Source organism: Mucilaginibacter agri, assembly GCF_009928685.1.
Taxonomy (GTDB): Bacteria; Bacteroidota; Bacteroidia; order Sphingobacteriales; family Sphingobacteriaceae; genus Mucilaginibacter; species Mucilaginibacter agri.
This window is the reverse complement of record NZ_WWEO01000040.1, coordinates 283851-306028: the sequence shown is the minus strand read 5'-3', so window position 1 is coordinate 306028 and position 22178 is coordinate 283851. Positions and strand designations below refer to the sequence as shown.

31 protein-coding genes and 1 pseudogene are annotated in these 22178 nt (G+C 42.6%); 11 read left to right on the top strand and 21 right to left on the bottom strand.

Annotated elements, in window-relative coordinates; translation table 11 throughout:
- Positions 1-116: 116 nt before the first annotated feature.
- Together GSY63_RS07215 and GSY63_RS07210 are read right to left on the bottom strand one after the other, a co-directional pair.
- Positions 117-518, bottom strand: a complete 402-nt coding sequence (locus GSY63_RS07215) for a DUF5655 domain-containing protein (protein ID WP_166585114.1) — start codon at positions 516-518, stop codon at positions 117-119.
- Positions 519-770, bottom strand: coding sequence for a hypothetical protein (locus GSY63_RS07210; protein ID WP_166585113.1), 252 nt, complete (start codon positions 768-770; stop codon positions 519-521).
- Between the two features lie 137 nt (positions 771-907).
- Between GSY63_RS07210 and GSY63_RS07205 the strand changes: the two genes are divergently transcribed.
- The 3 genes from GSY63_RS07205 to GSY63_RS07195 all read left to right on the top strand — a co-directional run bounded on the left by GSY63_RS07205 (position 908) and on the right by GSY63_RS07195 (position 4301).
- A complete protein-coding gene (locus tag GSY63_RS07205) occupies positions 908-1072 on the top strand; it encodes a DUF3606 domain-containing protein (RefSeq protein WP_166585112.1) in 165 nt (54 codons plus the stop codon).
- Positions 1073-1147: 75 nt separating this feature from the next.
- A complete protein-coding gene (gene ligD, locus GSY63_RS07200; protein ID WP_166585111.1) occupies positions 1148-3859 on the top strand; it encodes a DNA ligase D in 2712 nt (903 codons plus the stop codon).
- Position 3860: 1 nt separating this feature from the next.
- A complete protein-coding gene (locus GSY63_RS07195; protein ID WP_166585110.1) occupies positions 3861-4301 on the top strand; it encodes a hypothetical protein in 441 nt (146 codons plus the stop codon).
- A 53-nt stretch (positions 4302-4354) separates the two neighbouring features.
- Here GSY63_RS07195 and GSY63_RS07190 read toward each other — a convergent pair whose 3' ends face one another.
- Genes GSY63_RS07190 through xth form a run of 3 tightly spaced genes read right to left on the bottom strand, consistent with a single transcriptional unit; the run spans position 4355 to position 5740 of the window.
- Positions 4355-4492: a DUF2256 domain-containing protein gene (locus GSY63_RS07190; RefSeq protein WP_166585109.1), complete on the bottom strand. Its 138-nt coding sequence runs from the start codon at positions 4490-4492 to the stop codon at positions 4355-4357.
- Positions 4479-4988 carry a DUF4385 domain-containing protein gene (locus GSY63_RS07185; RefSeq protein ID WP_243749174.1) on the bottom strand — a complete coding sequence of 170 codons (510 nt, stop codon included), beginning with the start codon at positions 4986-4988 and terminating at the stop codon, positions 4479-4481. Before GSY63_RS07185 ends, GSY63_RS07190 begins: the two co-directional genes overlap by 14 nt.
- Positions 4964-5740 carry an exodeoxyribonuclease III gene (gene xth / locus GSY63_RS07180; protein ID WP_166585108.1) on the bottom strand — a complete coding sequence of 259 codons (777 nt, stop codon included), beginning with the start codon at positions 5738-5740 and terminating at the stop codon, positions 4964-4966. Before xth ends, GSY63_RS07185 begins: the two co-directional genes overlap by 25 nt.
- A gap of 75 nt (positions 5741-5815) precedes the next feature.
- Between xth and GSY63_RS07175 the strand changes: the two genes are divergently transcribed.
- Together GSY63_RS07175 and GSY63_RS07170 are read left to right on the top strand one after the other, a co-directional pair.
- A complete protein-coding gene (locus GSY63_RS07175; RefSeq protein ID WP_166585107.1) occupies positions 5816-6109 on the top strand; it encodes a hypothetical protein in 294 nt (97 codons plus the stop codon).
- A gap of 36 nt (positions 6110-6145) precedes the next feature.
- The gene (locus tag GSY63_RS07170) at positions 6146-6955 is read left to right on the top strand and encodes an HAD-IIA family hydrolase (RefSeq protein WP_243749173.1); all 810 of its coding nucleotides are present in this window, start codon (positions 6146-6148) and stop codon (positions 6953-6955) included.
- A 382-nt stretch (positions 6956-7337) separates the two neighbouring features.
- On the opposite strand, the gene GSY63_RS07165 is transcribed toward GSY63_RS07170, so the two are convergent.
- Both GSY63_RS07165 and GSY63_RS07160 read right to left on the bottom strand, forming a co-directional pair.
- A complete protein-coding gene (locus tag GSY63_RS07165) occupies positions 7338-7961 on the bottom strand; it encodes a hypothetical protein (RefSeq protein WP_166585106.1) in 624 nt (207 codons plus the stop codon).
- A gap of 11 nt (positions 7962-7972) precedes the next feature.
- Positions 7973-8179: pseudogene (locus GSY63_RS07160) on the bottom strand (lipocalin family protein); the annotation flags it as partial.
- A gap of 513 nt (positions 8180-8692) precedes the next feature.
- Between GSY63_RS07160 and GSY63_RS07155 the strand changes: the two are divergent.
- Together GSY63_RS07155 and GSY63_RS07150 are read left to right on the top strand one after the other, a co-directional pair.
- On the top strand, positions 8693-8854 hold the full coding sequence (locus GSY63_RS07155) for a hypothetical protein (protein WP_166585105.1): 162 nt from the start codon (positions 8693-8695) through the stop codon (positions 8852-8854).
- A gap of 105 nt (positions 8855-8959) precedes the next feature.
- Positions 8960-9235, top strand: a complete 276-nt coding sequence (locus GSY63_RS07150) for a hypothetical protein (RefSeq protein ID WP_166585104.1) — start codon at positions 8960-8962, stop codon at positions 9233-9235.
- 48 nt (positions 9236-9283) lie between these two features.
- Here GSY63_RS07150 and GSY63_RS07145 read toward each other — a convergent pair whose 3' ends face one another.
- The 4 genes from GSY63_RS07145 to GSY63_RS07130 all read right to left on the bottom strand — a co-directional run bounded on the left by GSY63_RS07145 (position 9284) and on the right by GSY63_RS07130 (position 12476).
- A complete protein-coding gene (locus tag GSY63_RS07145) occupies positions 9284-9694 on the bottom strand; it encodes a TIR domain-containing protein (protein WP_317168550.1) in 411 nt (136 codons plus the stop codon).
- A 124-nt stretch (positions 9695-9818) separates the two neighbouring features.
- The gene (locus GSY63_RS07140; protein ID WP_208094482.1) at positions 9819-10175 is read right to left on the bottom strand and encodes a GNAT family N-acetyltransferase; all 357 of its coding nucleotides are present in this window, start codon (positions 10173-10175) and stop codon (positions 9819-9821) included.
- Positions 10176-10314: 139 nt separating this feature from the next.
- A complete protein-coding gene (locus tag GSY63_RS07135) occupies positions 10315-10716 on the bottom strand; it encodes a DoxX family protein (protein ID WP_166585102.1) in 402 nt (133 codons plus the stop codon).
- A 194-nt stretch (positions 10717-10910) separates the two neighbouring features.
- Positions 10911-12476 (bottom strand): FAD-dependent monooxygenase, encoded by a 1566-nt coding sequence (locus tag GSY63_RS07130; RefSeq protein ID WP_166585101.1) that lies wholly within the window; start codon positions 12474-12476, stop codon positions 10911-10913.
- A gap of 76 nt (positions 12477-12552) precedes the next feature.
- Here GSY63_RS07130 and GSY63_RS07125 point away from each other — a divergent pair, with 76 nt between their 5' ends.
- Together GSY63_RS07125 and GSY63_RS07120 are read left to right on the top strand one after the other, a co-directional pair.
- Complete coding sequence (locus GSY63_RS07125; protein WP_166585100.1) at positions 12553-13011, top strand: luciferase domain-containing protein; 459 nt, start codon at positions 12553-12555, stop codon at positions 13009-13011.
- Between the two features lie 18 nt (positions 13012-13029).
- The gene (locus GSY63_RS07120; RefSeq protein ID WP_166585099.1) at positions 13030-13545 is read left to right on the top strand and encodes a hypothetical protein; all 516 of its coding nucleotides are present in this window, start codon (positions 13030-13032) and stop codon (positions 13543-13545) included.
- 477 nt (positions 13546-14022) lie between these two features.
- On the opposite strand, the gene GSY63_RS07115 is transcribed toward GSY63_RS07120, so the two are convergent.
- From GSY63_RS07115 to GSY63_RS07085, 7 genes are all read right to left on the bottom strand, one after another.
- Positions 14023-14370 (bottom strand): hypothetical protein, encoded by a 348-nt coding sequence (locus tag GSY63_RS07115; RefSeq protein ID WP_166585098.1) that lies wholly within the window; start codon positions 14368-14370, stop codon positions 14023-14025.
- Between the two features lie 5 nt (positions 14371-14375).
- Positions 14376-14708, bottom strand: coding sequence for a TMEM175 family protein (locus tag GSY63_RS25175; protein ID WP_166585097.1), 333 nt, complete (start codon positions 14706-14708; stop codon positions 14376-14378).
- A 138-nt stretch (positions 14709-14846) separates the two neighbouring features.
- The gene (locus GSY63_RS07105) at positions 14847-15599 is read right to left on the bottom strand and encodes an SDR family oxidoreductase (protein WP_166585096.1); all 753 of its coding nucleotides are present in this window, start codon (positions 15597-15599) and stop codon (positions 14847-14849) included.
- A 9-nt stretch (positions 15600-15608) separates the two neighbouring features.
- The gene (locus GSY63_RS07100) at positions 15609-16772 is read right to left on the bottom strand and encodes an acyltransferase family protein (RefSeq protein ID WP_166585095.1); all 1164 of its coding nucleotides are present in this window, start codon (positions 16770-16772) and stop codon (positions 15609-15611) included.
- 28 nt (positions 16773-16800) lie between these two features.
- Positions 16801-17472: an NAD(P)-dependent oxidoreductase gene (locus tag GSY63_RS07095; RefSeq protein WP_166585094.1), complete on the bottom strand. Its 672-nt coding sequence runs from the start codon at positions 17470-17472 to the stop codon at positions 16801-16803.
- A 21-nt stretch (positions 17473-17493) separates the two neighbouring features.
- Positions 17494-17841, bottom strand: a complete 348-nt coding sequence (locus tag GSY63_RS07090) for a c-type cytochrome (RefSeq protein WP_166585093.1) — start codon at positions 17839-17841, stop codon at positions 17494-17496.
- Position 17842: 1 nt separating this feature from the next.
- Positions 17843-18316: a hypothetical protein gene (locus GSY63_RS07085; RefSeq protein WP_166585092.1), complete on the bottom strand. Its 474-nt coding sequence runs from the start codon at positions 18314-18316 to the stop codon at positions 17843-17845.
- Between the two features lie 96 nt (positions 18317-18412).
- Between GSY63_RS07085 and GSY63_RS07080 the strand changes: the two genes are divergently transcribed.
- Both GSY63_RS07080 and GSY63_RS07075 read left to right on the top strand, forming a co-directional pair.
- The gene (locus tag GSY63_RS07080) at positions 18413-19051 is read left to right on the top strand and encodes a MarR family winged helix-turn-helix transcriptional regulator (protein ID WP_166585091.1); all 639 of its coding nucleotides are present in this window, start codon (positions 18413-18415) and stop codon (positions 19049-19051) included.
- A 139-nt stretch (positions 19052-19190) separates the two neighbouring features.
- On the top strand, positions 19191-20024 hold the full coding sequence (locus tag GSY63_RS07075; protein WP_166585090.1) for a class I SAM-dependent methyltransferase: 834 nt from the start codon (positions 19191-19193) through the stop codon (positions 20022-20024).
- Positions 20025-20629: 605 nt separating this feature from the next.
- On the opposite strand, the gene GSY63_RS07070 is transcribed toward GSY63_RS07075, so the two are convergent.
- From GSY63_RS07070 to GSY63_RS07060, 3 genes are all read right to left on the bottom strand, one after another.
- Positions 20630-21193, bottom strand: a complete 564-nt coding sequence (locus tag GSY63_RS07070) for a sigma factor-like helix-turn-helix DNA-binding protein (RefSeq protein ID WP_166585089.1) — start codon at positions 21191-21193, stop codon at positions 20630-20632.
- Complete coding sequence (locus GSY63_RS07065) at positions 21144-21494, bottom strand: RNA polymerase sigma factor (RefSeq protein WP_166585088.1); 351 nt, start codon at positions 21492-21494, stop codon at positions 21144-21146. The genes GSY63_RS07070 and GSY63_RS07065 overlap by 50 nt, the downstream gene beginning before the upstream one ends.
- 148 nt (positions 21495-21642) lie before the next feature.
- Positions 21643-22101 carry a carboxymuconolactone decarboxylase family protein gene (locus tag GSY63_RS07060; protein ID WP_166585087.1) on the bottom strand — a complete coding sequence of 153 codons (459 nt, stop codon included), beginning with the start codon at positions 22099-22101 and terminating at the stop codon, positions 21643-21645.
- Positions 22102-22178 lie beyond the last annotated feature (77 nt).

Genomic DNA, 22178 nt, shown 5'->3' with positions numbered 1-22178 from the left:
TTCTATCGAAATAACCAAATGTGAGATAAAATTTTACGTATAAATTAACCGACAAAAATGGCTTAGATATTGTTCTCGGTTGTTAATGGCTTTAGCAAAGAAAATATTAAGTGTAATCACTTCAGTTCATATGACTCGCGAATATATTTGAACAGGCCGGGCCGGAGGTCTTCCGTTGTGGTCAGCCGGATATGGTTAGCGAATTTCCGGCCTACAGCCACGCTTTTGATAACAGGTTTCTCCGGGTGCGCTACTGCCGAATAGAATTTAATGTCCAGCCATTTTTTCATGGGCCGGATGATGAGGAAACCGACGCGCCGGGTAAAGACGATGCAGTTCGGGGTCACACCGATAAGCACTTTTGGCCAGTCGGCCACTTCCGCCAATATCTTATCAAATACCAATACCAGCTCCTGTGAACGTCCTTCGAATAAACTATCCAGGCTGACCCGCCGGCAATAATGCCGGTAGTCAGCCCAGGGAAGTTCACGGTCACATTTCGGGCAGGTCCAGCTCATTTATACTTCGTGCGTCGCCTGTTGGTGCTGTACGATATCCTCCAGCTCATCCAGGCCCGTTTTATGCTTTTTCTTTTTCTTTTGTTTGTTTTTCAGGTAATCCTGGGCGTGCTCGTGGCGGTAAGCTTCTGCCTCGGCAGCACGTTTGCCGCGCAGATAGAACCAGATACCCGCACCGGCCGCTAAAGCTCCGGCAACAATGGCGCCGACGATGATCCCGGTATTATTTTCTTTATGGAATGGATTTTTCATAGGAGCTATTTTGTAGTGCAACAAGCGCCGGGACTTTTAGTTGTGCAAATATTGAATTAAGACAATTCTTTAGTTACAAGTTAAAACCATACCGGAATAAGCTTGTTAATCAGGTACATCTAAAATCAATCAAAACTATGGCAACAAGAGGGACAAAAGTGGAAAGGCATTCGGTATCCGAGCAACCACATGAATTGAAATACGAAGCAAAGAAAACGGGAACAACGCCTAAAAAGGTAGAAGACGCCAAAAAGAACGCTGGCAGCAATCAACGATCAGCGGTCGAAAAAAAGATCAAATAGTAAGTAATTGTGATTATTTGCATGAGCCCCGAAAGGGGCTTTGTTGTCAGCAGATCAAAGTAAAAAAAAACCGGGATGGGCTTAAAGGAATACGTCAAGAAAAGGGATTTTAAAAAGACCTCCGAGCCAAAAGCCGGGGCCAGCAAGGATAAAGACCATTTGATTTTCGTGGTGCAGAAGCATGATGCCTCGCGTCTGCATTATGACTTCCGGCTGGAAATGGACGGCGTACTCAAAAGCTGGGCCGTGCCGAAAGGCCCCAGCCTGGACCCAAAAGTAAAACACCTGGCAATGATGGTCGAAGATCATCCATTCGACTACCTCAACTTCGAAGGTATCATTCCCAAAGGCGAATACGGTGGCGGCACGGTGATCGTTTGGGACGAAGGTACCTATGAACCGATCGAACCGATCAAAGGCAAGAAAGCTCAGGAAAAACACTTACTCAAGCAACTGGCCTCAGGTCAGCTGAAGATCAAACTGCACGGTGAAAAACTCAACGGTGAATTCGCCATGGTCAAAACCCACGGCATGGGTGAGAACGGCTGGCTGATGATCAAGCACAAAGACGAATTTGCGACCAGCGAGGATATCACAAAAAAAGATAAGTCTGTACTCTCTGGTAAAACCATCGAAACCATGGAAAAGACCAGTGAAAAGGTCTGGCAGCATGGGCATGAAGAAGATGTGGTACCTGACCAGGAACTGGCTGAAGAAGTAGAAACAGCAGAACCGGAAACCACTAAAGCAGATGTTGCAAAAATTTTAAAGGCAGCTCCTAAATCCAAAGTACCGGCCAATATCAAACCCATGAAAGCCACCCTGGTGGACGAGCCTTTTGACGAACCGGGCTGGCTGTTCGAAGTCAAATGGGATGGCTACCGCGCTATTGCTAATATTCAAAAGGATGAAGTCTCGCTCATTTCACGCAATAATCTTCCGTTCGAAAAATATTATCCCATCAACGATGCCTTGAAAAAATGGGGCATGAATGCCGTATTGGATGGTGAACTATTAGTATTGAACGACAAAGGCATTTCCGATTTCGGCGCTATGCAGAACTGGCGCAGCGAAGCGGACGGTAACCTAGTGTTCTACATTTTCGACATTTTGTGGTACGAAGGCAAGAATCTGATGGGGCTGCCGCTCAGTGAACGTCAGGCCATATTGCAATCGATTTTACCAACTGACAACGACCATATCCGCCAGAGCAAAGTATTTGATGCGAATGGCATACACTTCTTTGCCGCTGCTGAACGCATGGGGCTGGAAGGCATCATCGCCAAAAAAGCCGACAGCGTGTACACGTCCGACCTGCGCAGCAAGGAATGGTTGAAGGTCAAAGTACAAAGAAGACAGGAAGTAGTCATCGCCGGATTTACCAAAAATGAAGTTACCGGCAAATCCTTCAGTGCACTGGTACTGGGGGTCTATGATAATAACGGTGACCTGCAATTTGTGGGTAAGGTTGGTACAGGCTTTTCCGATAAACTGCAAAAGGAGATGATGGAGCAGTTCAAGCCGCTCATCACTAAGAACAGCCCTTTTGACTATGAAGTGGATGTAGACAAACCCACCCGCTTCCGCCCAAAACGTATGGGCGCCAAACCAACCTGGCTTAAACCCGAATTGGTTTGCGAAGTTGGTTTTGCCGAGGTGACCAGTGACGGCGTATTCCGGCAGGCCTCGTTTAAGGGCATGCGTTCGGATAAAAAAGCCACTAACGTGGTACTGGAGACACCTGTCGATACCGAAGAAACCGTCGCGGAAGCAAAAGCAAAACCAGCCAAAAAAGAAACCACCAAAACTAAAAAAAGTGAACTTAAACTGGAGCCGGTAAAAAACACGGAACGCAAAACCCTGCTCAATCCGACGGAAGATACCCAAACCAAAAAAGTTTGTGGTCACGAACTCAAATTCAACCATGTCACTAAACTCTACTGGCCGGAAGACAAGGTAACGAAGGGTGATATGCTGAACTATTATTACAAGGTAGGTGAGCTCATGATGCCCTACCTGAAGGACCGGCCCATGTCGCTGAACCGTTTTCCCGGCGGCATTCACGGCCAGAGCTTCTACCAAAAGAACGTAACTGACAAAGCACCGGACTGGGCTAAAACATTTGACCATGTCACGGATGAGGGCAAGGTCACCAAGTATTTAGTGGGCACGGATGAGGCCAGTTTGTTATGGATGAACTCTTTAGGTTGTATCGAGATCAATCCCTGGTTCAGCAGGGCTGAAACACCGGACAACCCTGATTACTGCGTGATCGATTTGGACCCGGACAAACACACCTATGACCAGGTGGTAGAAGCTGCCCGGATCGTTAAAGGCGTTTTAGATGCGGTTGAAGTGCCCAGCTATCCGAAAACCTCGGGTTCTACAGGTATGCACATCTATATCCCCTTAGCTGGAAAATACAGTTACCAGCAATCGCAGATTTTTGCGAATATTATTGTCAAGCAGGTACATGAGCAGATTCCGGATTATACCAGTTTGGAACGTAGTATCGCCGCGCGAAAAGGCAAAATGTACCTGGACTTTTTACAGAACCGTCCCGGTGCCACAATTGCCGGCCCATATTCACTCCGGCCAAAACCAGGCGCTACCGTTTCCATGCCGCTGAGCTGGGATGAGGTCAAACCGGGTCTGACCATCCAGCATTTCAATATTCATAATGCGCTTGACCGCCTGAAAGAAACAGGCGACTTATTTTATGGCGTGTTGGGCGAAGGCATAGACCTTGAAAAAACACTAAAAAAGGCGCAGGCCACATTCAAATAATATGAAGAGATTAGCAAGCAGTATTATCGGCGGGATCGCCGGGACCGTCGCCTTGAATATCCTGCACCAGGCGGTCAAAAAATTCGATCATGATGCGCCCCGCGTCGATCTGGTCGGCGAAGAAGCTATGACGAAAGGACTGGAAAAGGCAGGCATCGCGGCACCAACGGGCGATAAGTTATTTATGATAACGATGGCTGCTGACCTGATCAGCAATGCCGCCTATTACAGTATGATTGGTACCGGTAAAAGAAAGCAGTTGCCCTATATTGGCGCAATAACCGGACTTGTGGCAGGTGTTGGCGCTTTAACGCTCACGAAGCCAGTGGGCCTGAATGATGAGCCGGTAACGCGGACAGTTAAAACAAAAATTCTGACTGTTGCCTGGTATACTTTTGGCGGCCTCGTAGCCGGCAGTGTGATCAAAGTTTTGCGAAAGTAAACTCAAGCGATTAATAAAAAACCCGGGAAACTGTAGCGGGAATAGTTGAACGATTACTGGCCACGCCTGCATCTTTCCGAGCAGTATTTAACTTCAGCCCATACCTTTTCCCACTTTTTGCGCCAGGAAAAAGGTTTCCCGCAGGTGGCACAGATCTTTTGGGGCAGGTTTGTTTTTTTAACCCCTTTCATGCTTCCACTGTTTTTTTAGACGGGCATAGTGCTCGTTGGCTTCGGCCTTTTTCCAGCTGCTGAAAAAAACGGCGGCAGCTCTTGCTTTCTCATCGTCGCCGGTGCCTTTCTCTAACTGCCTGTAGTTATTTTCCTGATCGTATTTTTTACCACCCTTATAATTGGCGTAGCGACGTGCGCGGGTGAAGCCCATCTGCAGATATTTGCGGGCCATGTCCGCACCCACAAAATCACCGTCGGCGAGGTATGCTGAGAATATCTCATATATTTTTAAACTGCTTTCCTTGGCGATGGCTTCCGTTTTAAAACGCCAGTATTGGCCGATCTCGCTTTTATAAGGTTCGCAGATCAGCACGCCCTGTTCACCTTTACCCACGCGGTATTGGTCAGGATGCTCCCGGTAGTCAATATCCGGTTTCCATGCGTATTTGCCGTTATCGAAATTGAGGTAGCTTGGCTGGTCCGGCATGATCAAATCTTCTTTAGCTGAATCCATACGGGTGCATGATCACTAGAATGCTCCCAGCCGCGCACGGCTTTATCCACCCCTGCCGATTGTAAGCGTTGCGCCATCACCGGGTCAAGAAGAAAGTGGTCCAGACGTAAACCGGCATTGCGGCCATAAGCATTCCGGAGATAATCCCAGAAGCTATAAACACGTTCATCAGGATACAAGGTACGGATGGCATCCGTCCAGCCTGTTTTGAGTAACTCTCGCCAAAGCTGGCGGACCTCGGGCCGGAACAAAGCATTTTCCGCGTATTTCTCGGGTTTGTAAGTATCCAGATCGGTCGGCATAATATTATAGTCGCCGATCAGCGCTACCGGCAGGCCAAATCCACGCAATTTTTTACCATGCGCCTTCAGCCGCCTGATCCATTTTAACTTATAATCGAATTTAGGGCCGGGAAAGGGATTACCGTTAGGCAGGTATAAACAGCCGATCACTACGCCGTTGACGAAGGCTTCAATATAACGGCTGTGCGTATCATCCGGGTCGCCGTCCAAGCCGCGCCGGGTTTCCTGAATCTCGCCGTAACGGGACAATATCGCTACACCATTCCAGCTTTTTTGTCCCTGCCAGATGGCGTGGTAACCGGCTTCCAGTAACGGCCGCTCCGGAAATCTGTTATCTTCGCATTTTAATTCTTGCAAACAAACGATATCTGGCTTGGCCTCCGCCAGCCAGCGCAGCAAATTGGGCAGCCGTCCATTAATACCGTTAATGTTGTACGTAGCTATTTTCACAAGCTTATAACATTTCGCACATAATATAGTTGCCGGAGTTAAAACTTAATTCGCCTCCGGTGCTTATTTATACCTATGGCAACAATTAAAAATGCCCGGCCCCTCAGTCCAGAAAAGCTGTTTGACTTCTTAAAAACCGGGTTCGCGGATTATATCAACAGCGAGCTTGATTCAAACCTCGCTATTGAATACGCACATGTATTCAACGAGATCAATGTATCCTTCCCCGAAGTGATCGACGGCCCTGCGCTGAATATCGCTGTAACCGATGTGGAACTGACCGTTACACTGTTGGCAGCAGAAAGCAATTATAACGCGGAGTTGCTGGAAGAAAACCTGATCGGTTTTCTTGAACAGCAGGCCACATAAGTAAAATCATCGATGTCTTAAAATCATCGATGTCTATTGAAAGAAGCAGAAAAAAAGGCTGTTATGAAGCATGGATTAATGATTGATATGGATGGCGTGATCTACGCCGGCGAAGAACTAATAAAGGGGGCAGATGTATTTGTCAAACGCTTGCTGAAGGAGAGAATACCCTTTACCTTTCTGTCTAATAACAGCTCCAAAAGCCGCGCTGATGCAGTAGAAAAACTGGCTGAGTTGGGTATCAGAGTGACTGAAAAACATATTTATACCAGCGCAATGGCAACAGCTACCTTCCTGAGGGAACATTACCCGGATTGCAGCGTGCACGTTTTAGGTGAAGGCGGTTTATTGAAAAGCCTGAAAAAGGCAGGCATCCGCATGGTAGATAAAAAGCCAGATTTGGTTATTCTTGGTGAAGGGCAGAAATTCAGTTTAGATAAAGTCCACAAAGCGGTTGACATGATACTGGCAGGCGCCCGCTTTATCACCACGAACCGTGACCCGTCGCCGCGCCGGGAAGGTTGGAATAACCTGGGTATTGCAGCTACGGCGGCCATGATCGAAGAAGCAAGCGGGCGCGAACCTTTTGTGATCGGCAAGCCGAGTCCTGTCATGATGCGTTCGGCGGCGGCATATATGGGTTTGAAGCCTGAAGATGTCACCGTGATCGGCGATACGATGGAGACCGACATTATCGGCGGTATTTATATGGGGTTTAAAACGATACTCGTACTTTCCGGGATCACAGACAAGGAACAACTGACCAAATATGGCTACCGGCCACACCTTGTGGTGGACTCGGTAGACGAGATTGAATTTCCTTTAAAGTGGTGGACAAAGCATTAGAATTCACCAGCCCAGTCATCATCTCTGTTTCTACCAGACAGCACCAGCGTAATCCACAGCAACGTCCCGGTTAGCAGCAATTGTTTATGCCTTGCAGGGCAAGCGCTGGACAGGATCGGTTATCCATAAAAGCCCATAGTAGCAAGCAAATCAGTGCAGCGAACAGCAGTGACCTGAATAGTTCAACCTTATTACTATCTTTTCCTCCAAAACTTAAGCTGAAATATTTCCCGCGCGATTAATTTACAGTTATAGTTCTGTCGTCCAGGTTGCAGCAAACTGTTTTAATCTTTAAAGGTATCGACCGCTTCCATCAGGTCGATATGCAGGGGGCAATTATCTTTGATTGTATAAAGCTAAAATTAAAATCAATTCTAAAAAGCTATGCTGTTTCCTCGTACTCGATCAAACCGTTCACCAGTTTCTGCCACTGTCCGCCGGACAATCCCACCCGGGCCATCAGTGCGATGGCCGTATTGCGGACTTTGTCATGCAGGTCGACCGCTTCATTATTCGGAGTTTCGTTCCGGCCGTGAGCCCCTGCACTTAACACCAGGCCATCTCGGCGTACAATAAAGGTATTTGTCGATTGGTCCGTGTAAAAATGCGCGATTTCCCCAGCCGCCTCGCGCGGATCGGCTACCGGCCGTAACGTCATCAATATATATTCCTCGGCCGTATGTGGACCGCCTTCGGAAGCCAGCTTTTCAACCTGCACCCACTCGACACCGCCGCCGGCATCCGGCCCCGGGCCAGGCAGGTTGATACTGATAAAAAAGCCTTCTTCGGCCATCACTGTTAATTCCTGACCCTGGTTATTGCATAGCGTAAACTTTGCCGAACCGGCGCCGCCGTAATCCTGCCAGTTGTTCACCGACAGCATTCGCCCGGCAGCTGCGTGGAAGGCTTTATGCACGGCATCCAGCGTATCGAATTTTTTTTCGTGGGTAAAATCAGTTTGCCGCCCGATGTGCTGCTGCGGCAATTGTTGCAGCGCTGTTTTCATAATGATTTAAATTAATAATCCATCCATTCCAGTTTACTGATCTCAAAATCCAGGCCAATAGCCTTTTGTAAAAACCGTTGTCTCATTTGCTCGGGCATGCTGCTTTCGCGCGACAATAACCACAGGTAACCCCATGCCCTGCCAGAAACCAAAGCATATTGATAATCGTCGTCGATATCCAAAATATTATAATTGAGGTAGATCGGCAGGAAATAAGCTACCTCCGACTGGCCGCGTGTTTGAGCGCCTTCAAATTAATGGTGCCCGTAGCCTCTACCGCTTTATTTCCGACAGGATTGAAGGCGGGTAACGACTTGAATCGTTCCGCCCTCGTTCAGCGAATATTCTTCGCTTAGATCGCGCAGATCCTTTCAATCAAGTTAGGCAGGCGGGCAATTTTATTCCATTTACGCAAAAATCTCTCTTTATCGAACGCGTCTACTATAGCGCTGCCGGGAATGTTCTTTTCGGCCAAAGGGCTTACATGACCCCGGCAATGCCTGCAGCTGCCGCAATGCCAATCAATGCTTGGCCTCTTTTCATACGATTAATCTTTGATCACTGCGTCCGTTGCTACTTTCGCCGCTTTTTTAGGGAAGATGATTTTTTATCGGTCACCTCGGCTGCGGTATCGCTCACCGCCTCTTTTACTTTGCGGGTGATTTGCCTTTGGTATAGCGCCCCTTTATCGGTGAGATATACCACCCGAGGCCAACTGCTTACCCCGAAAATTGGACAATAGCGGCGATATCAATATTGCGCCGACGCCTGATGATAGCCAATGGAAGAAAAAGAAAAGCCAGAGCGGGATCAACGCCATGGCGCTAGCCGGTGATGGTTTACATGAGATATTTGGTAATGATCCGCTTATTTGGACAAGGATTAAACGCTGATAATTTGCAATTTAAGCATTACAAATATACTCAAAATCTTTTATTTTTTCTGAAACATTCCTTCATAAATCATTGTACTTGAGCAACATAACTCAAATACAAATTATGAAATACTACATTGGAAAAAATGAATCGAATGAGACAGTCATTACTTATGCAAATGAAATTCTGGAGATGGAAGAACAGCCATTTTTAACAGAATATTTGTGGTTAAAAATTCAAACTATTGCTGGTTCAATAATCATTAAGCATGAAGGAAGACAAGAGGAACGAAAGGATAAAGAAGTGAAGTTTAAGAAGGATATGCTTTTGTATAAGTCAGTGATGAATCAGATAGGATATGATAGAGGAATAAGGAGGTTGAATGGTAATAAGATGTAATAACAAAGCCCCTTTATTATGAGGGGCTTTGTTTTTTCATGAAATTATTTATGAATTTCTAAATTCGTTAAAAGCTTTCAAAAGTTTCATCGTCGCATCATAGCTTAATTCTTTACCTTCATAATTACAACGATACAACCCTTGTAGATTAGAAGGTAATTTAACTGATTGTTCACATAGGAGAATAAATTTTTTTCCATATAAAGCAATAGCAGCACCTATTTCGATCAACACATTTTCGTTTATAATGTAATGTGTCGTTCCTTGTTGATCTAACAACTCTCTTTCTCCTTCAACATGTATTACAGCGGCATTACAACCTCGCATATCAGAAAACACTTTATCAGGAACTGAAATAGCAGTAGATTCTTTTTCGACTGATATCGTTAGGTCAAACTGTCCAAATGTTAATATCTCCTTCAATTGTTCCACGATTTTTTTGTTTTTTCCGTGGGAGATAAAGACCTTCGGCTACCGAACTTTCTTTTTGGCTTTCTGACACTTCCCAATATTTCTCCAGTAAAGCATCCTTTTCCGCTTGCGGTGTTAAAATGAATCCGTGACGTCTGTAAAATGCTATCGCTCAATGAGCAGCAGCCCAGGTTCCTACTAAAATACGGCCTGATATCAAGGCAAGAAGGTATGTAAGCAACGCACTGCCGATGCCTTCTCCCTGGCTATCTGTCCGGACATAGGCGTGACGAATAAGCATCACATCCAATATGTTTTGAAGACCCATAACGCCCTTGATTCCGTCGTCATCCTCCAAAGCCCAGAATGTCACCCCTGCTTGGATATCGGACTTAAGATGCTTCATATCCATATACACTTTATTAGTGAATACTTCCGGTATTTTTCCTTGATAGGCAGTTGCGCCATCATTGATGATTTTGCAAATGGTAATCAAGTCACTCTCCTCACATTTTCTGATTTTTCGCATTCGCTTCGCTATGATTGAAATTGGAATGACGTAGTTGATAATTTTCCCATATTTAATCTATGGCACAAAAGTTCACATAGAAAATGATGTCCGATTCTTGCTAACGCTGATATTATCTTCAGTATATGGCCTGCTGCCGTTAAAGACTTTCCGTAAGCGTACTCTTGTGATATTGACGATTGTTGTTATAATCTTTTTTGGAAACATATCTGATCGAAAGCAGTATCAGCAAGAGATCAACCAGCACAAACACTATTTTCCCAATCGGGTCATGTGTAGAGATATGCGCTATCAGGCCTGATACCATCGAAATAATAAAGCCTGCATATACCCACTCCTTTACTCTTAAAGGAATGCCAGGTATTAACAACACAATCGCCCCTATGACTTTTGCAGTTATCAACTCGACTCTGAAATAATTGGGGAAACCTAGCATCAGGTGATCATGCGCATTTACATGAGTCATATACGCACTAAAAAGGATGAATAGGCTGATGAATCCTTTAACCAGCCAGTATTTGACGTTTTGATTTTCTTTCATTTGACAAATAATTATAACAGGTGAATTCTAATGGATGCTGATGAGAAATTTTAATTATTACCTTTTGGTAATATTTTATATAAAATTATACCTTTTGGTTATAATAACAATATTTATTTAGAATTATTCGTTGTTGTTGCTTCCGGATGACATTATGCCATAAACCTCTAGGTTCGACTGATTCGTGACTACAATTAAGTTGTTATCAAAACCTGTGATGGATTTTTCAAATAATAGGCGGTTTCCATATAAAAGTTAAAAGCTTCAATGTTTACCTTACCATCTATATACCCGATATAATTGTCGGGCCGAACTAACAGCATGAAAGCCCCTGAGAATCCACTACGTTTCAGGCCTTTGTCATTATCAATACTGTACGGAATCTCAATCACTGTGTAAAGGGTTTTATTTAGTGATTGAAGAGGAATAATATCTAATTGATATACCAATATGGTGAACGGGGTTTTACTATACTCCTTAATGACCTGATAAATCGATCGGTTTCTACCGTCCATATCTATGTGAAAGTAAGGGAGTCTAAGTCCCCCCTTAATTTTACCCGCTTTACCTTTTGAAAGTGACGACGATTTGTAATTGACACCGATTTGCGAGAGCAGTTTGAAAGCACTTCTTCTTACAACCCTGAAACTGGTGATAAAACCGATAAAAACCGGTATAAAATACATCCTAAAAAAAGTATACCAGGAACCTTCGGTAGACATTGCCGAAAATATCCGATCCGTGGTGTGAAGCAGATCTTCTGCGACTGGATTTCGTTCCTCGTCGTAAGTTTCGAGTAGTTTTCGACCCGCGATACCCTGCTGAACTAAGGCCAGTTTCCATCCAAGATTATAAGCATCTTGTAAACCGGTATTCATACCCTGGCCGCCAGCGGGGCTATGAACGTGAGCGGCATCCCCGGCAAGAAACAGATTATCCTTTCCGAATACAGTAACTTTCTTATGGTGCAACCTGTAAGTAGAATGCCAGTTGGTATCATAAAACTCCAGCGGCATTTCCATGTCACTTTTCATTTTGTCGAGCACTTCCTGGAACGGCAGATCAGGCTGATGATAATATGGTTTAGGAAGAATACCTAAAGCGCGAAAATGGTCAGTACTTTTCATGGCAAACAGCATATTCAAGCCATCCTTTTTCAGGAAGATGGAAAGCTTATCGGAAGAAAAACCTTTGATATGTGTATCTGCTACGAAGAATACATTCAGGTATGATCCGCCGGAAAATTCCACGCCGGAAAATTCCCTCACCAGGCTTTTCCCTCCGTCACAGCCGATCAGGTATTTACACTCGACAGAACTCTCAATACCGTTCTCTGTGATACTTAGCTGGTATGATGTTCCCGACTTGCTGATCTTCGTTACCCGGGAATTCCATTTTACAGTTCTGCCTTGATCCTGCAAATGCTGGTAAAGAAGCTGTTCATTTTTACTTTGTTCATACATCATGAGAAATGGAAAGGGTGTTGATTTTTCATCGCTTCGGATCAGTGTTACAGAAGTGGCGATCTTTCCATGTTTATAGAAGTTGATGCCATCGTTCTTTTGCCCCCCTGCGATGACTTTGTCACTAATTCCTAATTGCTCATAGATCTCCAAGCTGCGGGCTTGCACCACCAAAGCCCTTGACTGGTCCGTCGGGCCTGACTTCGCATCAATAATCATATGATCGATCCCAAAGCGGGTAAGTTGATTCGATAACATCAAGCCAGTTGGTCCTGCACCTAAAATAATTACATCCATATGGAATTAAATTTCAAATAATTAAACCAAAAGGTAGTAATTTTGTTTTACTATAGAAAATCGTAATTATTATTCTATGATCATACCAAACCCCGTCTTCTTTTATCAGCTGTACTTCTTCATTTCCAGACCCAAGATCAGGCACTTGATTAAGCAGGTCGAGGTATCAACCTCAGCATGGCCATATATAAGTGCGAAGACACATGCGCTTGGCGGACGGGAGTTTGATTTAAACAACAAGGAAATCGCACACATTCACTGGAATGGCGACCTGGACATCCTCTTTAATCAAAAACTTGTAAAAGAGTTGATCAATCAGAACCTGGCAAAACAACACACGTTCGTTCCGGGGAAAGCAATAACGTATGCAATAAAGAAAGACAGTGATGTACGACCTGCAGTAAATCTCATCCGGCTGGCTTATCTGGTACATGCCAAGAAAGCTGCTCAACAGGATGATAAATTATTGAAAGTGATTGACATCGAAATACTCGAACTACCCTATAACCATAACATACTTGAATTGGCCTTTTAACCTAAAAACACATACAAAATGAACAGCAAACTCTTTAAATTACTTTTAGCCTTCGCATTGTTTGGTATCGCGCTAGGATTTTTTGGGATCCTTTATGAAGGCGTCGTATACGGTCCTAAAATGCTTGGTAACTCGCCGGCGCGTATGGTCTTTTGGAAGGATTTCTATTTAGTCATCAGTCCTATGATCTATTATCTTCCTTGGAACCCATTGGGAATGGTGACAACGATTATTGCCTATATTATTGCAAGGCGTCGTGTGCTTATTTTCAGGAAACGCCTATTATATGCCATACTACTACAAGAATTATCTTTTATCATCACTGTCTATATCGTAAAGGGCATTGATATGAAGACAGCGTTTACAGATATCAGTCAATATGCTAATCTGATCCCCCACAAAACTATGTTATTTAATTTTTTAAGCATTGTCAGGATCCTCGCAAGCGGAACCGCTATGATATGTTTATTTCAGGCGAATTTAGAGAACGCTGCGGATAATAAGTTACAGGAAAGGAAGCCCTATTCGTTATAGAAATATCAAATCTTAGCACTTCTATTTAGTTATCCGCATGATTTAGTGGTTTGTTAAATAACGCATTATTAGTAGTCCTATACAAGCGACATTTGGTGACGTAGGCTATAATAAAGCAGTAGCTGAGTTTCTGAAAGAATCGCATTATGCGGTAAGATGACCGGCTCGCCATGTGACCTTTTAAGCCGCTGCTTGCGGAGCAAGTTTGATCTAACACATGTTCTTTTCAAGTTTTGTGACAATTCTTGCCCACTATATGGCAAATCCTCATCCATCGCGATAGCTATTTGGCCTCGTTATAAAAAGATTTTGACAATAATTCCTAAGAGTAACTGAACCCAAACTTATCAGGATGAAGAAAAAAGCCAGTATCTCACCTAATACTGTGATTTCGAGGAAATAGGGCATGAAGGTAAGTCGATTGAGTGTCTGGCAAAGATGATGACGTCCGAAATAGGGACAATCACTATATGTTCGTTATTTAACTGAAAAACCTCCTCTACGAGAAAAGTAATGCTGATCAAGCCATGCCGATGCTACGTCATACGTTGCAATTAAATACGCCATAAACTGAATATGCAACTGATATACGTTTATGATTAGTAAGCCGGATAATGTTAGCGGCAATAGGACAAAGTTCCAGCGAAGGGCTTTCCATTTTAAAACAATTTCAATTTTGTCAGGCTCAAAACACAATTTTTGTCTTTGACCGATTATATAAGCATTAAGCACCGTGAAAGCCAATTGACATATTAGAATTACGGCTACATAAACAACAAATCCATAACGAGCCTGGATGCTGTCCAATCTTTCAAAATTTGTCATTGTACTTACCGCAAAAGGAAACAAGGAGATAAAAAAAGAAAACAGAGGTTTAGTGCGAGCAATGTAGCGTTGTAGTCCTTTAAAAATCGAAAAAGCTTCACATGTTTTGTCCAAAACAAGGCTACAAAAAAAAAGCTCAGTCCATATCCTAGTAATTGAATATACACCTTTTTGAATTCCAGTAGAAATTCTTGCGGCGACTTATTACGAATTGCGTCAGGCAAATGAAGTTCGATAACCATTATCGTTATGATAATAGCAAAAACCGCATCACTAAAAAGTATTATCCTTTCAAGTTGAAATTCTTTTTTTAAATCCAATTCATCCGAAGTATTCATGCTTCTAAATTTTTCATCTGTTGCCGGGCCTAAAGAACTGATTTTAGAAACGGTCGGGAAACATCAGCATTTTTATCACCAAAGGTTTCCAATAGTGAGTTAAGGCTCTATCTTTCTAGTACAGTACAAATCATCTGGTCATAGATCTCTTATACCTCCATCTAATAAAATTTCAGCGCCAAGCATGAAAGCGGAATCATCTAAAGCGAGATATAATGCTGCTGCAGCAACCTCCGCTGAACTTCCCATTCGTTTAACAGGGGTAACGCTTCCCATCATCGCCTTAAAGGCATCTGCCTCCTCTGCACTGCCAGTAACAGTTTCAAAGACCGGTGTGTCAATAGGGCCCGGACTTAATACATTGACGCGGATTTTACGCTCCACTAATTCTGCTGAAAAACTTCTTGCCAAAGACCGCACGGCGGCTTTCGTAGCTGCATAGACCGAATGATTTGGGGCGCCTTTTTGACTTACCGTCGAGGATATCAGGATCACTGAAGAGCCCTCTTTCAAGAGCGGCAAAGCTTTTTGTACGGTAAAAAACGTCCCTTTGAAATTGATATCTGTAAGTTTCTCAAATTGCTGCTCGCTGAATACATCAACCGGCGCTAAAAGGTAAACCCCGGCATTGGCGATAAGAACGTCTATCTTTCCAAACTGCTCGTTTATTATACCATATATCCGGTCGAGATCTGCAAGATTTGAAACATCACCTGCCATACCAACAGCCCCTCCACCAATTTCGGACAATGACCGGTTTATTTTTGATTGCTTCCTCCCAGTAATTACGACCATTGCGCCTTCTTGCACGAATCTTTTAGCTATGCTAAGACCAATGCCGCTTGTACCGCCAGTAATGACGGCTACTTTGTTCGCTAATTTTTCAGACATATAATTGTATTATTTATTTTTTGATTTAGGGCTCATTCCAAATAGGAATCGGAGTACGCCAATTCTTTTTATGAAACACTCGTATATCATCGCTATCAAGAGGAAGCTGATAAATATGATTAGCATGTACTTGATGAATATAGAGACAGGTTCATTGATTATAAACAATCCTACCGCAAGCATGATCGGCTGATGGATGATATAGAAAGGAAGAATACCTTCCGTACTATATTTCAAAAAGGAATTTGACTTATTCACAAAGGTTTCAGCAAATCCAATGATCACGAATATCCAGGAAAAACAAACAAAGCTTCTTAAGGTCATTTTCAAGTCGTAACCAATTGTCCCGAATTCAAATAATAGGCGATTCAGGAACATGTAGCTGATCGCTGACGATGCTACAACAGTAGTTAAAAGAAAGAAAAAGCGATAACGAACTATCGTTCGGTGCGCGTTGAATTTAATGCAGAGGTAGCCGGCTAAAAAAACGACCAGATGCTCAATCAGACCCCAGCCACCAAATCCCCGATTAAGGAAGATGTTGTCAAGGGGCAGCAAACAACCCGGTATTGCAAGCAGTAATACTGCAAACACGAAAAAAGATATGGGCGAACCCGCTTGATTGCTATTGCTCCTTTTAAGAATCAAAAACAGGGGCATTAATAAGATCGAAAATATAAACAGCAAGAGTAAATACCACAAATGCAATCCCATCCAGGCAAAGTTTCCGCCGAACGCATACCAGCCAGAAAAAAAATGAGGTAAAAAAGACCACAAGCTCCCTTGAAATTGATGATGAGTCAAACGTTCCAAATAAACCTGAGGGGGTGAAAGGATAAATATTCCGAATAAGAGCGGTACTAGAATTCGGATAACTCTATCTTTAAGAAACCTTTGAGAAGATTTGAATTCAAGGGCATAAAATGTACTAATTCCAGAAACGAAAAAAAACAAGGGCATCATCCATTGCTTCAATAGAAACAACACAAAATCGGCAACAGGGGAAACCGTTGCATTTTTGATGTGCCAGTCGTCACTGTCGAAGAAACGACCTCCATGGAAAAGAAAAACAATCAAGATGGTGATCGTCTTAATCCAATCTAAATAGAATTGCCTACTAGGGGCTTTTTTGATATCATTATTGTTATTGGCGGCCGTACTGACTTTTAGCATTAGGACAAAATATTAAGCAGAATAGTAATTAATAGGCAGTTTCTACGATAGCCTTAAAGGTGACAGGTTCATCTATTGAGGTGATAATGAAATGTGCGAGATCGGCTCTGGAAATCTTCAAACCATTTTTCAAATATTCATTAATTGCAACCCGGTAATTTTCAGTTAAAGGTTGATCTGTTAACTGCGGCGGGCGCATGATCGTCCAATTAATGGCACTTTGTTTTATAATAGTTTCCATTCGTCTTAAATCCTCATACATGTGCTTGAGGAGTTTCTGTACCACATACTTGATCAGCAGCCTCACGAAAAACGGAACCACAGGGCTTACCTCCAGTGCAGATGCAGAAATAAAAAATGCCCTATTAGCGCCGGTATGTTCCATTGAAGCCAAAATGTTTTGAGCGCCCAAAGAATATAGTGTTGTTGGTTTATCTTTTCCAAACCCACCGTTTACACCAATCGTAGATATTACCGCATCCTTTCCTTCCAGATGGTCTTTGAATGAAGCGGGGTTTGTCACATCACCCTTTACCAGTTGAAGGTTTGGATGAGTTAAAGCTAATTTTGAAGGAGTACGTAACACCGCGGTAACTAAATGACCTTTTGCCAGCGCTATTTCGACGCAGTGACGCCCGATTCCTCCGGCAGCGCCAAACACCATAATGTTAAGCGGCGTATTATTTTTAATTGATTCCATGATATGTGATTTAAAATTGTATTAATGCCTGAGGGTCTTTATATAGCTTGTTACTTGCATGATTTGAACCTCATTGAGGCTATTGGAAAATGAAGGCATAGCGCCTTTTCCGCTCTTTAAGACTTTAGCTATCGAAGCGTCATCCATTGTACTGATCCCTAGATAAGCTGCATTGTAAATACCCGCCGCCCCATCATTTCCATGACAAACTGCACATCTTTTACGATAGGTAATGGCTCCATCCGATACTGCATCAGGTTTGCTTTCTTTGACTTCTTTCAGCACTCCTTTGGATGAACCATCTGTATTATGGCAGGAGTAAAGGCAGAATACTAATAGTACTAAAACTCCATAGAAATAACGGACCATCTCAATTGAATTTAAAGACACTTAAAATGATGATGACAAAAAATATCAGGAATTGAATAGAATGAAACACGGCGATGTTTCTCCGAATTGATTCAGTTTCATCGGCTTGGTGTACCAGTATGTCAACCTTCTTTACCAGACGACCTATTTGGCGCCTCCCAAATAAAAGTGTGTTGGCTATTAGCACAATCACCAATGCAAACTTGATTCTAAACCATGTTTGTTCACCAAATGCCCCATGTGTCAATATCATTAAACCAAGCCCCGTAAAAATCAATAACGCTGCGCCAATTCCTATTGGCCGTGCGAGTTTGGTTACTAATTGCAATACAGCGTTTGCCTGCTGCTTATCGGCGTTTAGAAGTTTCCAGTAACTACGCAAACTGACAGCATTTACGACTGTGGTACCAGCCATTAAGGTCAATCCGATCAAATGCAGAACTAAGAGCGAAGGGTAAAAAAGTGATGAATTCATAGTTGATGTTACCAAATGGTTTAATTTTATACAATATTATACCATTTGGTAATAATATCCAACAGAAATCAGAAATTATTTTAATTTTGCTACCATATGGAAGCATCAATGAATCAAACTGTTGAATTAGTGCGTCTTTGGGGCATCTATGAAAAGGACCATACAAATGCCACATTGGATGATTTTTTCCGTAATCAACTAGCGGTCAAAACGAAGAAAGAACGCTTAGCTGGCTTAGAAGGAAAGCTCATTCCAGACATTAATGGCAAACTCGTGATCCTGCTTCGACGGATCGGCAGGTTTCATATCGTCTATTCGAATAAAGCATTGGAAGGAACCGAACTCGATCAGATCGAAGAGTTCGGAATTTTAGTGACCATCCATAATATGGGAAACCCGATCAAATCCGAGGCAATCTATAATAACATCATTGAGTTGTCCAGCGGCACCAACATGCTGATCAGGATGATAAAACGCGGATTGGTAACCGAATACGTTGATCCGGATGATAAACGTGTTAAGCGATTGAAGGTTACCAGGAAGGGGGAAAAAACACTGGATGTTGCCAAAGACCAGGTTTTAAAAGTAGCGCAAATGATGGTGCAGGACTTAAATGATGATGAAAAGCACTTGTGCATGGAATTACTTGATCCGATCAACCGGCGCTATTCCGGTCTTTATCAAAAGCAAAAGAACAAGTCTTTTGACGAGATATTTAAGGAGAATATGCAATAGGATAATCCCTAATATCTGCTAGCGCCAAGTCGTTTTATAACCTGACAAATTGAATGAATAAAGGCATTGTAAGCGGTTAATACAAGGATAGTAAACTTATTACGAAAACCCATATCTCTCATCAAACTGATAATTATAAATGGAAAACGGTCAGGCTAGTAGGACAGCATTAGGAGCAGCAACCCTCCGTGCAGCCCATCAATTGATTGACGGCGATGTTAAACTATTAAATGACCCGGTGATACTCGAGTTAATCGACCCTGAAACGCGCAGTCGTATTTGTGAAAATGCGGATACCTTTAACTCGCCAGGCACCTTAGGAATGCGTACACATATTGTATTAAGGAGCCGATACGCCGAGGACTGCTTAAAGGAAGCCTATGAAAAGGGTGTGCGCCAGTTTATTATATTAGGTGCAGGGCTGGATACGTTTGCTTACAGACAACCTTCCTGGGCGAGCGGTCTCAAAATTGTTGAAGCTGATCATCCGTCAAGCCAGGCAGAAAAATTTGATAAACTAATTAAAGCTGGCATTGCAATCCCCTCCAACGTTTCTTTTATCAATGTTGATTTGGAGACAGATGACCTCGAAAGAACATTCAGAAATTTCATAAATTTTGAAGAACCTGTTTTTACAGCCTGCTTGGGTGTTTTAATTTATCTCTCCCAAAGCTGCGTGAATAAGATATTTCAGTTTCTTGGAGGCTTTTCGGAAGGCAGTGAATTCATTTTTACAGTATCGCAAAAACGAAACGACAAATATGCTGTAATTACATCTCAAAAAGTAGCCGAGGAAGGCGAGCCGTGGATAAGTTATTTTGAACCGGAAGCGCTCATTGAACAGCTTAAGAACAATGGGTTTACATTTGCCGAATACTTAAGTCCGGAAGATGCATATGAGTTATACTTTAATAACCATGATTTACGATTACCTCCACCATCTAAAAAGAACATTTTAAGGGCTGTAATTTGAACCCGCCTTACAGAGTTAGCATTATATGAAATGAATCGTTCTGCGAACGCTCAACGGCTTTTTTCTATTCGCTTTTTTTTTGAATATGTTATTTCGCTTCCTCCTTTATTCCGGAATACCTGGTCATTTTCAGTAGATTACCCATTCCTCCTGCCTGTCCACTGTCGACAGTTTTCTCCCGAAATATTTTGGCTTAATCAACATTGATTTAAAACACAAGGCCTTTAAAGTATTATTAAACGACAAGTAGATATTGAAAGGGAGCCTCTATGCAATTTTTCGCGTTCACACCGTAATGCTGGTCGGTCATACTGGCGACTTTCAGCCCTCGAAGGTTATTTGCGATCGAGATCTGACTATAAAATGCGCCGCTTTTAGATGCTCATCCGCATAAGCATATCGATTTTCTGAAATGTAAATCATCTGTTCCGTTCAAGAAAATCACCGGTAACAGTGCCCTCGGTGATTTTTGTCCGCTTAAAAGGATGATCAATGCATTGAGTCTGCTACCTGCTTACTCATGTAAATACAGGCCATGCTGTGATACGCCAATCAACTCTTACAGTACGAGGAGTAGGAACTTCGTTCGCGCCATTGCAGGGTTATCATCTTAACCTAAATTCATTATTTAGATTTTTCAACTTTTGCGGATCAACCATTGAACAGATTTGCGTTATCCTGTATGAATCGTCAAAATTAAATATCTGACAACTGGTAATTTTACCATTTGAGTGATAAAGTAATGCGGGTTGGTGATTTAACTCGCCAACCGTTATTTCGTTCTTAAATGAATAATTATGAAACACATACAAGGAAATCTCGATGACAGCCGAAGCACCGGAGGCAATCTTCTGTACTACTTGGACATGATCACCACCGTCCGCACACAAGGTGATTTCATCGATTAACAATTTTTCCAGCGTCTTTAAATCGCGATTGCGTATTGCAGCAATATAATTATCTAATATCTTTTCGTTTGTTTTGGCCTTTTTGCTTCTTGAATTTGCCGCCGAAGATTTGAAAAGCGTTGCCTTTGCCCTGCTTAGTAATTTCCTGGATTGTTCGCGTGAAAAGGAAAGAATATCTGCTATTTCCTCGTGAGAATAGCTGAAGCTTTCTTTAAGAATAAATACGGCTCGTTCCTTTGCACTTAATTTTTCGAGGAGCACCAATAGTGAATATGAAAAGGATATCTCTCAAATGAAGATTAATATCAGCAGCATCTGATGTGGCAACCGGCTCGGGCAGCCAAACGCTGTTTTCAGATATCAGTCTGGATGATTTGATTTTAGCATTTATTGCGCGGTTTATTACACTTTTGATAAGGTATTTACGCTCATCTTCATCCGGGACCTTTGGTATGGAAAGATAGGATTCCATAACTTCCTGAACAACGTCTTTCGCATCATCAGCTGTACCAACGATATTGTAAGCATAGGGGAATAAAAAATTTTGATAATTTTCGATCATTGGTTGTTATTAAGTATCTGTTTCAGATTTTTTCAACCTATCATTAGCCTGTTATTAACTAAAGCAATCGGCTGACGTAAAAGCACGTGACTTATAAAATAACTTGGCCTTCACTTGTGGTAAAAAGCCAATGTATTCCTGAACTTTATTAATGACGCCCGACTACGTGATTTCCCGGAACAGATCTTATAGTTTTGTTTATTCTGTTCCATACGTTAATCTGGCTTATTGCTACTGTTAACACGGCAATTTCGCTTTTGGAGAAGTGACTAAGCAGTTGAGCATACAGTAAATCACTTACGTCATTGGTCGACGCATTCGTTAGTACCTCAGTAAATCTTAAAGCCGCCCTTTCACTATCGGTATAAAAAGGACATTCCTCCCAGGCTGAAAGAGAATATAATCTTACTTCATCCTCTCCTAAATGCTTTGCTTCTTTAAAATGCATATCAATGCAAAAGGCACATTTATTTAATTGAGATGCCCGAAGCTTAATCAATTCGAGCAATTTAAAATCTATGCCTGAATTTTTTAAAGCCACGTCGGTTTTAATAAGGCCGTCTCCCAAGCCAGCGGGAAAGTCTTGGTAATTTAGTCTTTGTTCCATGCGTAAAAGTTTTTAGGATAAACAAGCCTCAATCGCTAAACGTGACAAGATATTTCCGAATCAAACCCGACGTAGAG

Excerpts from the sequence above, each read along its gene's own strand:
- GSY63_RS07215 (WP_166585114.1), bottom strand. The coding sequence starts at position 518 with ATGAGCTGGACCTGCCCGAAATGTGACCGTGAACTTCCCTGGGCTGAC.
- GSY63_RS07210 (WP_166585113.1), bottom strand. The coding sequence starts at position 770 with ATGAAAAATCCATTCCATAAAGAAAATAATACCGGGATCATCGTCGGC.
- GSY63_RS07205 (WP_166585112.1), top strand. The coding sequence starts at position 908 with ATGGCAACAAGAGGGACAAAAGTGGAAAGGCATTCGGTATCCGAGCAA.
- ligD (WP_166585111.1), top strand. The coding sequence starts at position 1,148 with ATGGGCTTAAAGGAATACGTCAAGAAAAGGGATTTTAAAAAGACCTCC.
- GSY63_RS07195 (WP_166585110.1), top strand. The coding sequence starts at position 3,861 with ATGAAGAGATTAGCAAGCAGTATTATCGGCGGGATCGCCGGGACCGTC.
- GSY63_RS07190 (WP_166585109.1), bottom strand. The coding sequence starts at position 4,492 with ATGAAAGGGGTTAAAAAAACAAACCTGCCCCAAAAGATCTGTGCCACC.
- GSY63_RS07185 (WP_243749174.1), bottom strand. The coding sequence starts at position 4,988 with ATGGATTCAGCTAAAGAAGATTTGATCATGCCGGACCAGCCAAGCTAC.
- GSY63_RS07175 (WP_166585107.1), top strand. The coding sequence starts at position 5,816 with ATGGCAACAATTAAAAATGCCCGGCCCCTCAGTCCAGAAAAGCTGTTT.
- GSY63_RS07165 (WP_166585106.1), bottom strand. The coding sequence starts at position 7,961 with ATGAAAACAGCGCTGCAACAATTGCCGCAGCAGCACATCGGGCGGCAA.
- GSY63_RS07150 (WP_166585104.1), top strand. The coding sequence starts at position 8,960 with ATGAAATACTACATTGGAAAAAATGAATCGAATGAGACAGTCATTACT.
- GSY63_RS07140 (WP_208094482.1), bottom strand. The coding sequence starts at position 10,175 with ATGCGAAAAATCAGAAAATGTGAGGAGAGTGACTTGATTACCATTTGC.
- GSY63_RS07135 (WP_166585102.1), bottom strand. The coding sequence starts at position 10,716 with ATGAAAGAAAATCAAAACGTCAAATACTGGCTGGTTAAAGGATTCATC.
- GSY63_RS07130 (WP_166585101.1), bottom strand. The coding sequence starts at position 12,476 with ATGGATGTAATTATTTTAGGTGCAGGACCAACTGGCTTGATGTTATCG.
- GSY63_RS07125 (WP_166585100.1), top strand. The coding sequence starts at position 12,553 with ATGATCATACCAAACCCCGTCTTCTTTTATCAGCTGTACTTCTTCATT.
- GSY63_RS07120 (WP_166585099.1), top strand. The coding sequence starts at position 13,030 with ATGAACAGCAAACTCTTTAAATTACTTTTAGCCTTCGCATTGTTTGGT.
- GSY63_RS07115 (WP_166585098.1), bottom strand. The coding sequence starts at position 14,370 with ATGACAAATTTTGAAAGATTGGACAGCATCCAGGCTCGTTATGGATTT.
- GSY63_RS25175 (WP_166585097.1), bottom strand. The coding sequence starts at position 14,708 with ATGAATACTTCGGATGAATTGGATTTAAAAAAAGAATTTCAACTTGAA.
- GSY63_RS07105 (WP_166585096.1), bottom strand. The coding sequence starts at position 15,599 with ATGTCTGAAAAATTAGCGAACAAAGTAGCCGTCATTACTGGCGGTACA.
- GSY63_RS07100 (WP_166585095.1), bottom strand. The coding sequence starts at position 16,772 with ATGCTAAAAGTCAGTACGGCCGCCAATAACAATAATGATATCAAAAAA.
- GSY63_RS07095 (WP_166585094.1), bottom strand. The coding sequence starts at position 17,472 with ATGGAATCAATTAAAAATAATACGCCGCTTAACATTATGGTGTTTGGC.
- GSY63_RS07090 (WP_166585093.1), bottom strand. The coding sequence starts at position 17,841 with ATGGTCCGTTATTTCTATGGAGTTTTAGTACTATTAGTATTCTGCCTT.
- GSY63_RS07085 (WP_166585092.1), bottom strand. The coding sequence starts at position 18,316 with ATGAATTCATCACTTTTTTACCCTTCGCTCTTAGTTCTGCATTTGATC.
- GSY63_RS07080 (WP_166585091.1), top strand. The coding sequence starts at position 18,413 with ATGGAAGCATCAATGAATCAAACTGTTGAATTAGTGCGTCTTTGGGGC.
- GSY63_RS07075 (WP_166585090.1), top strand. The coding sequence starts at position 19,191 with ATGGAAAACGGTCAGGCTAGTAGGACAGCATTAGGAGCAGCAACCCTC.
- GSY63_RS07065 (WP_166585088.1), bottom strand. The coding sequence starts at position 21,494 with ATGATCGAAAATTATCAAAATTTTTTATTCCCCTATGCTTACAATATC.
- GSY63_RS07060 (WP_166585087.1), bottom strand. The coding sequence starts at position 22,101 with ATGGAACAAAGACTAAATTACCAAGACTTTCCCGCTGGCTTGGGAGAC.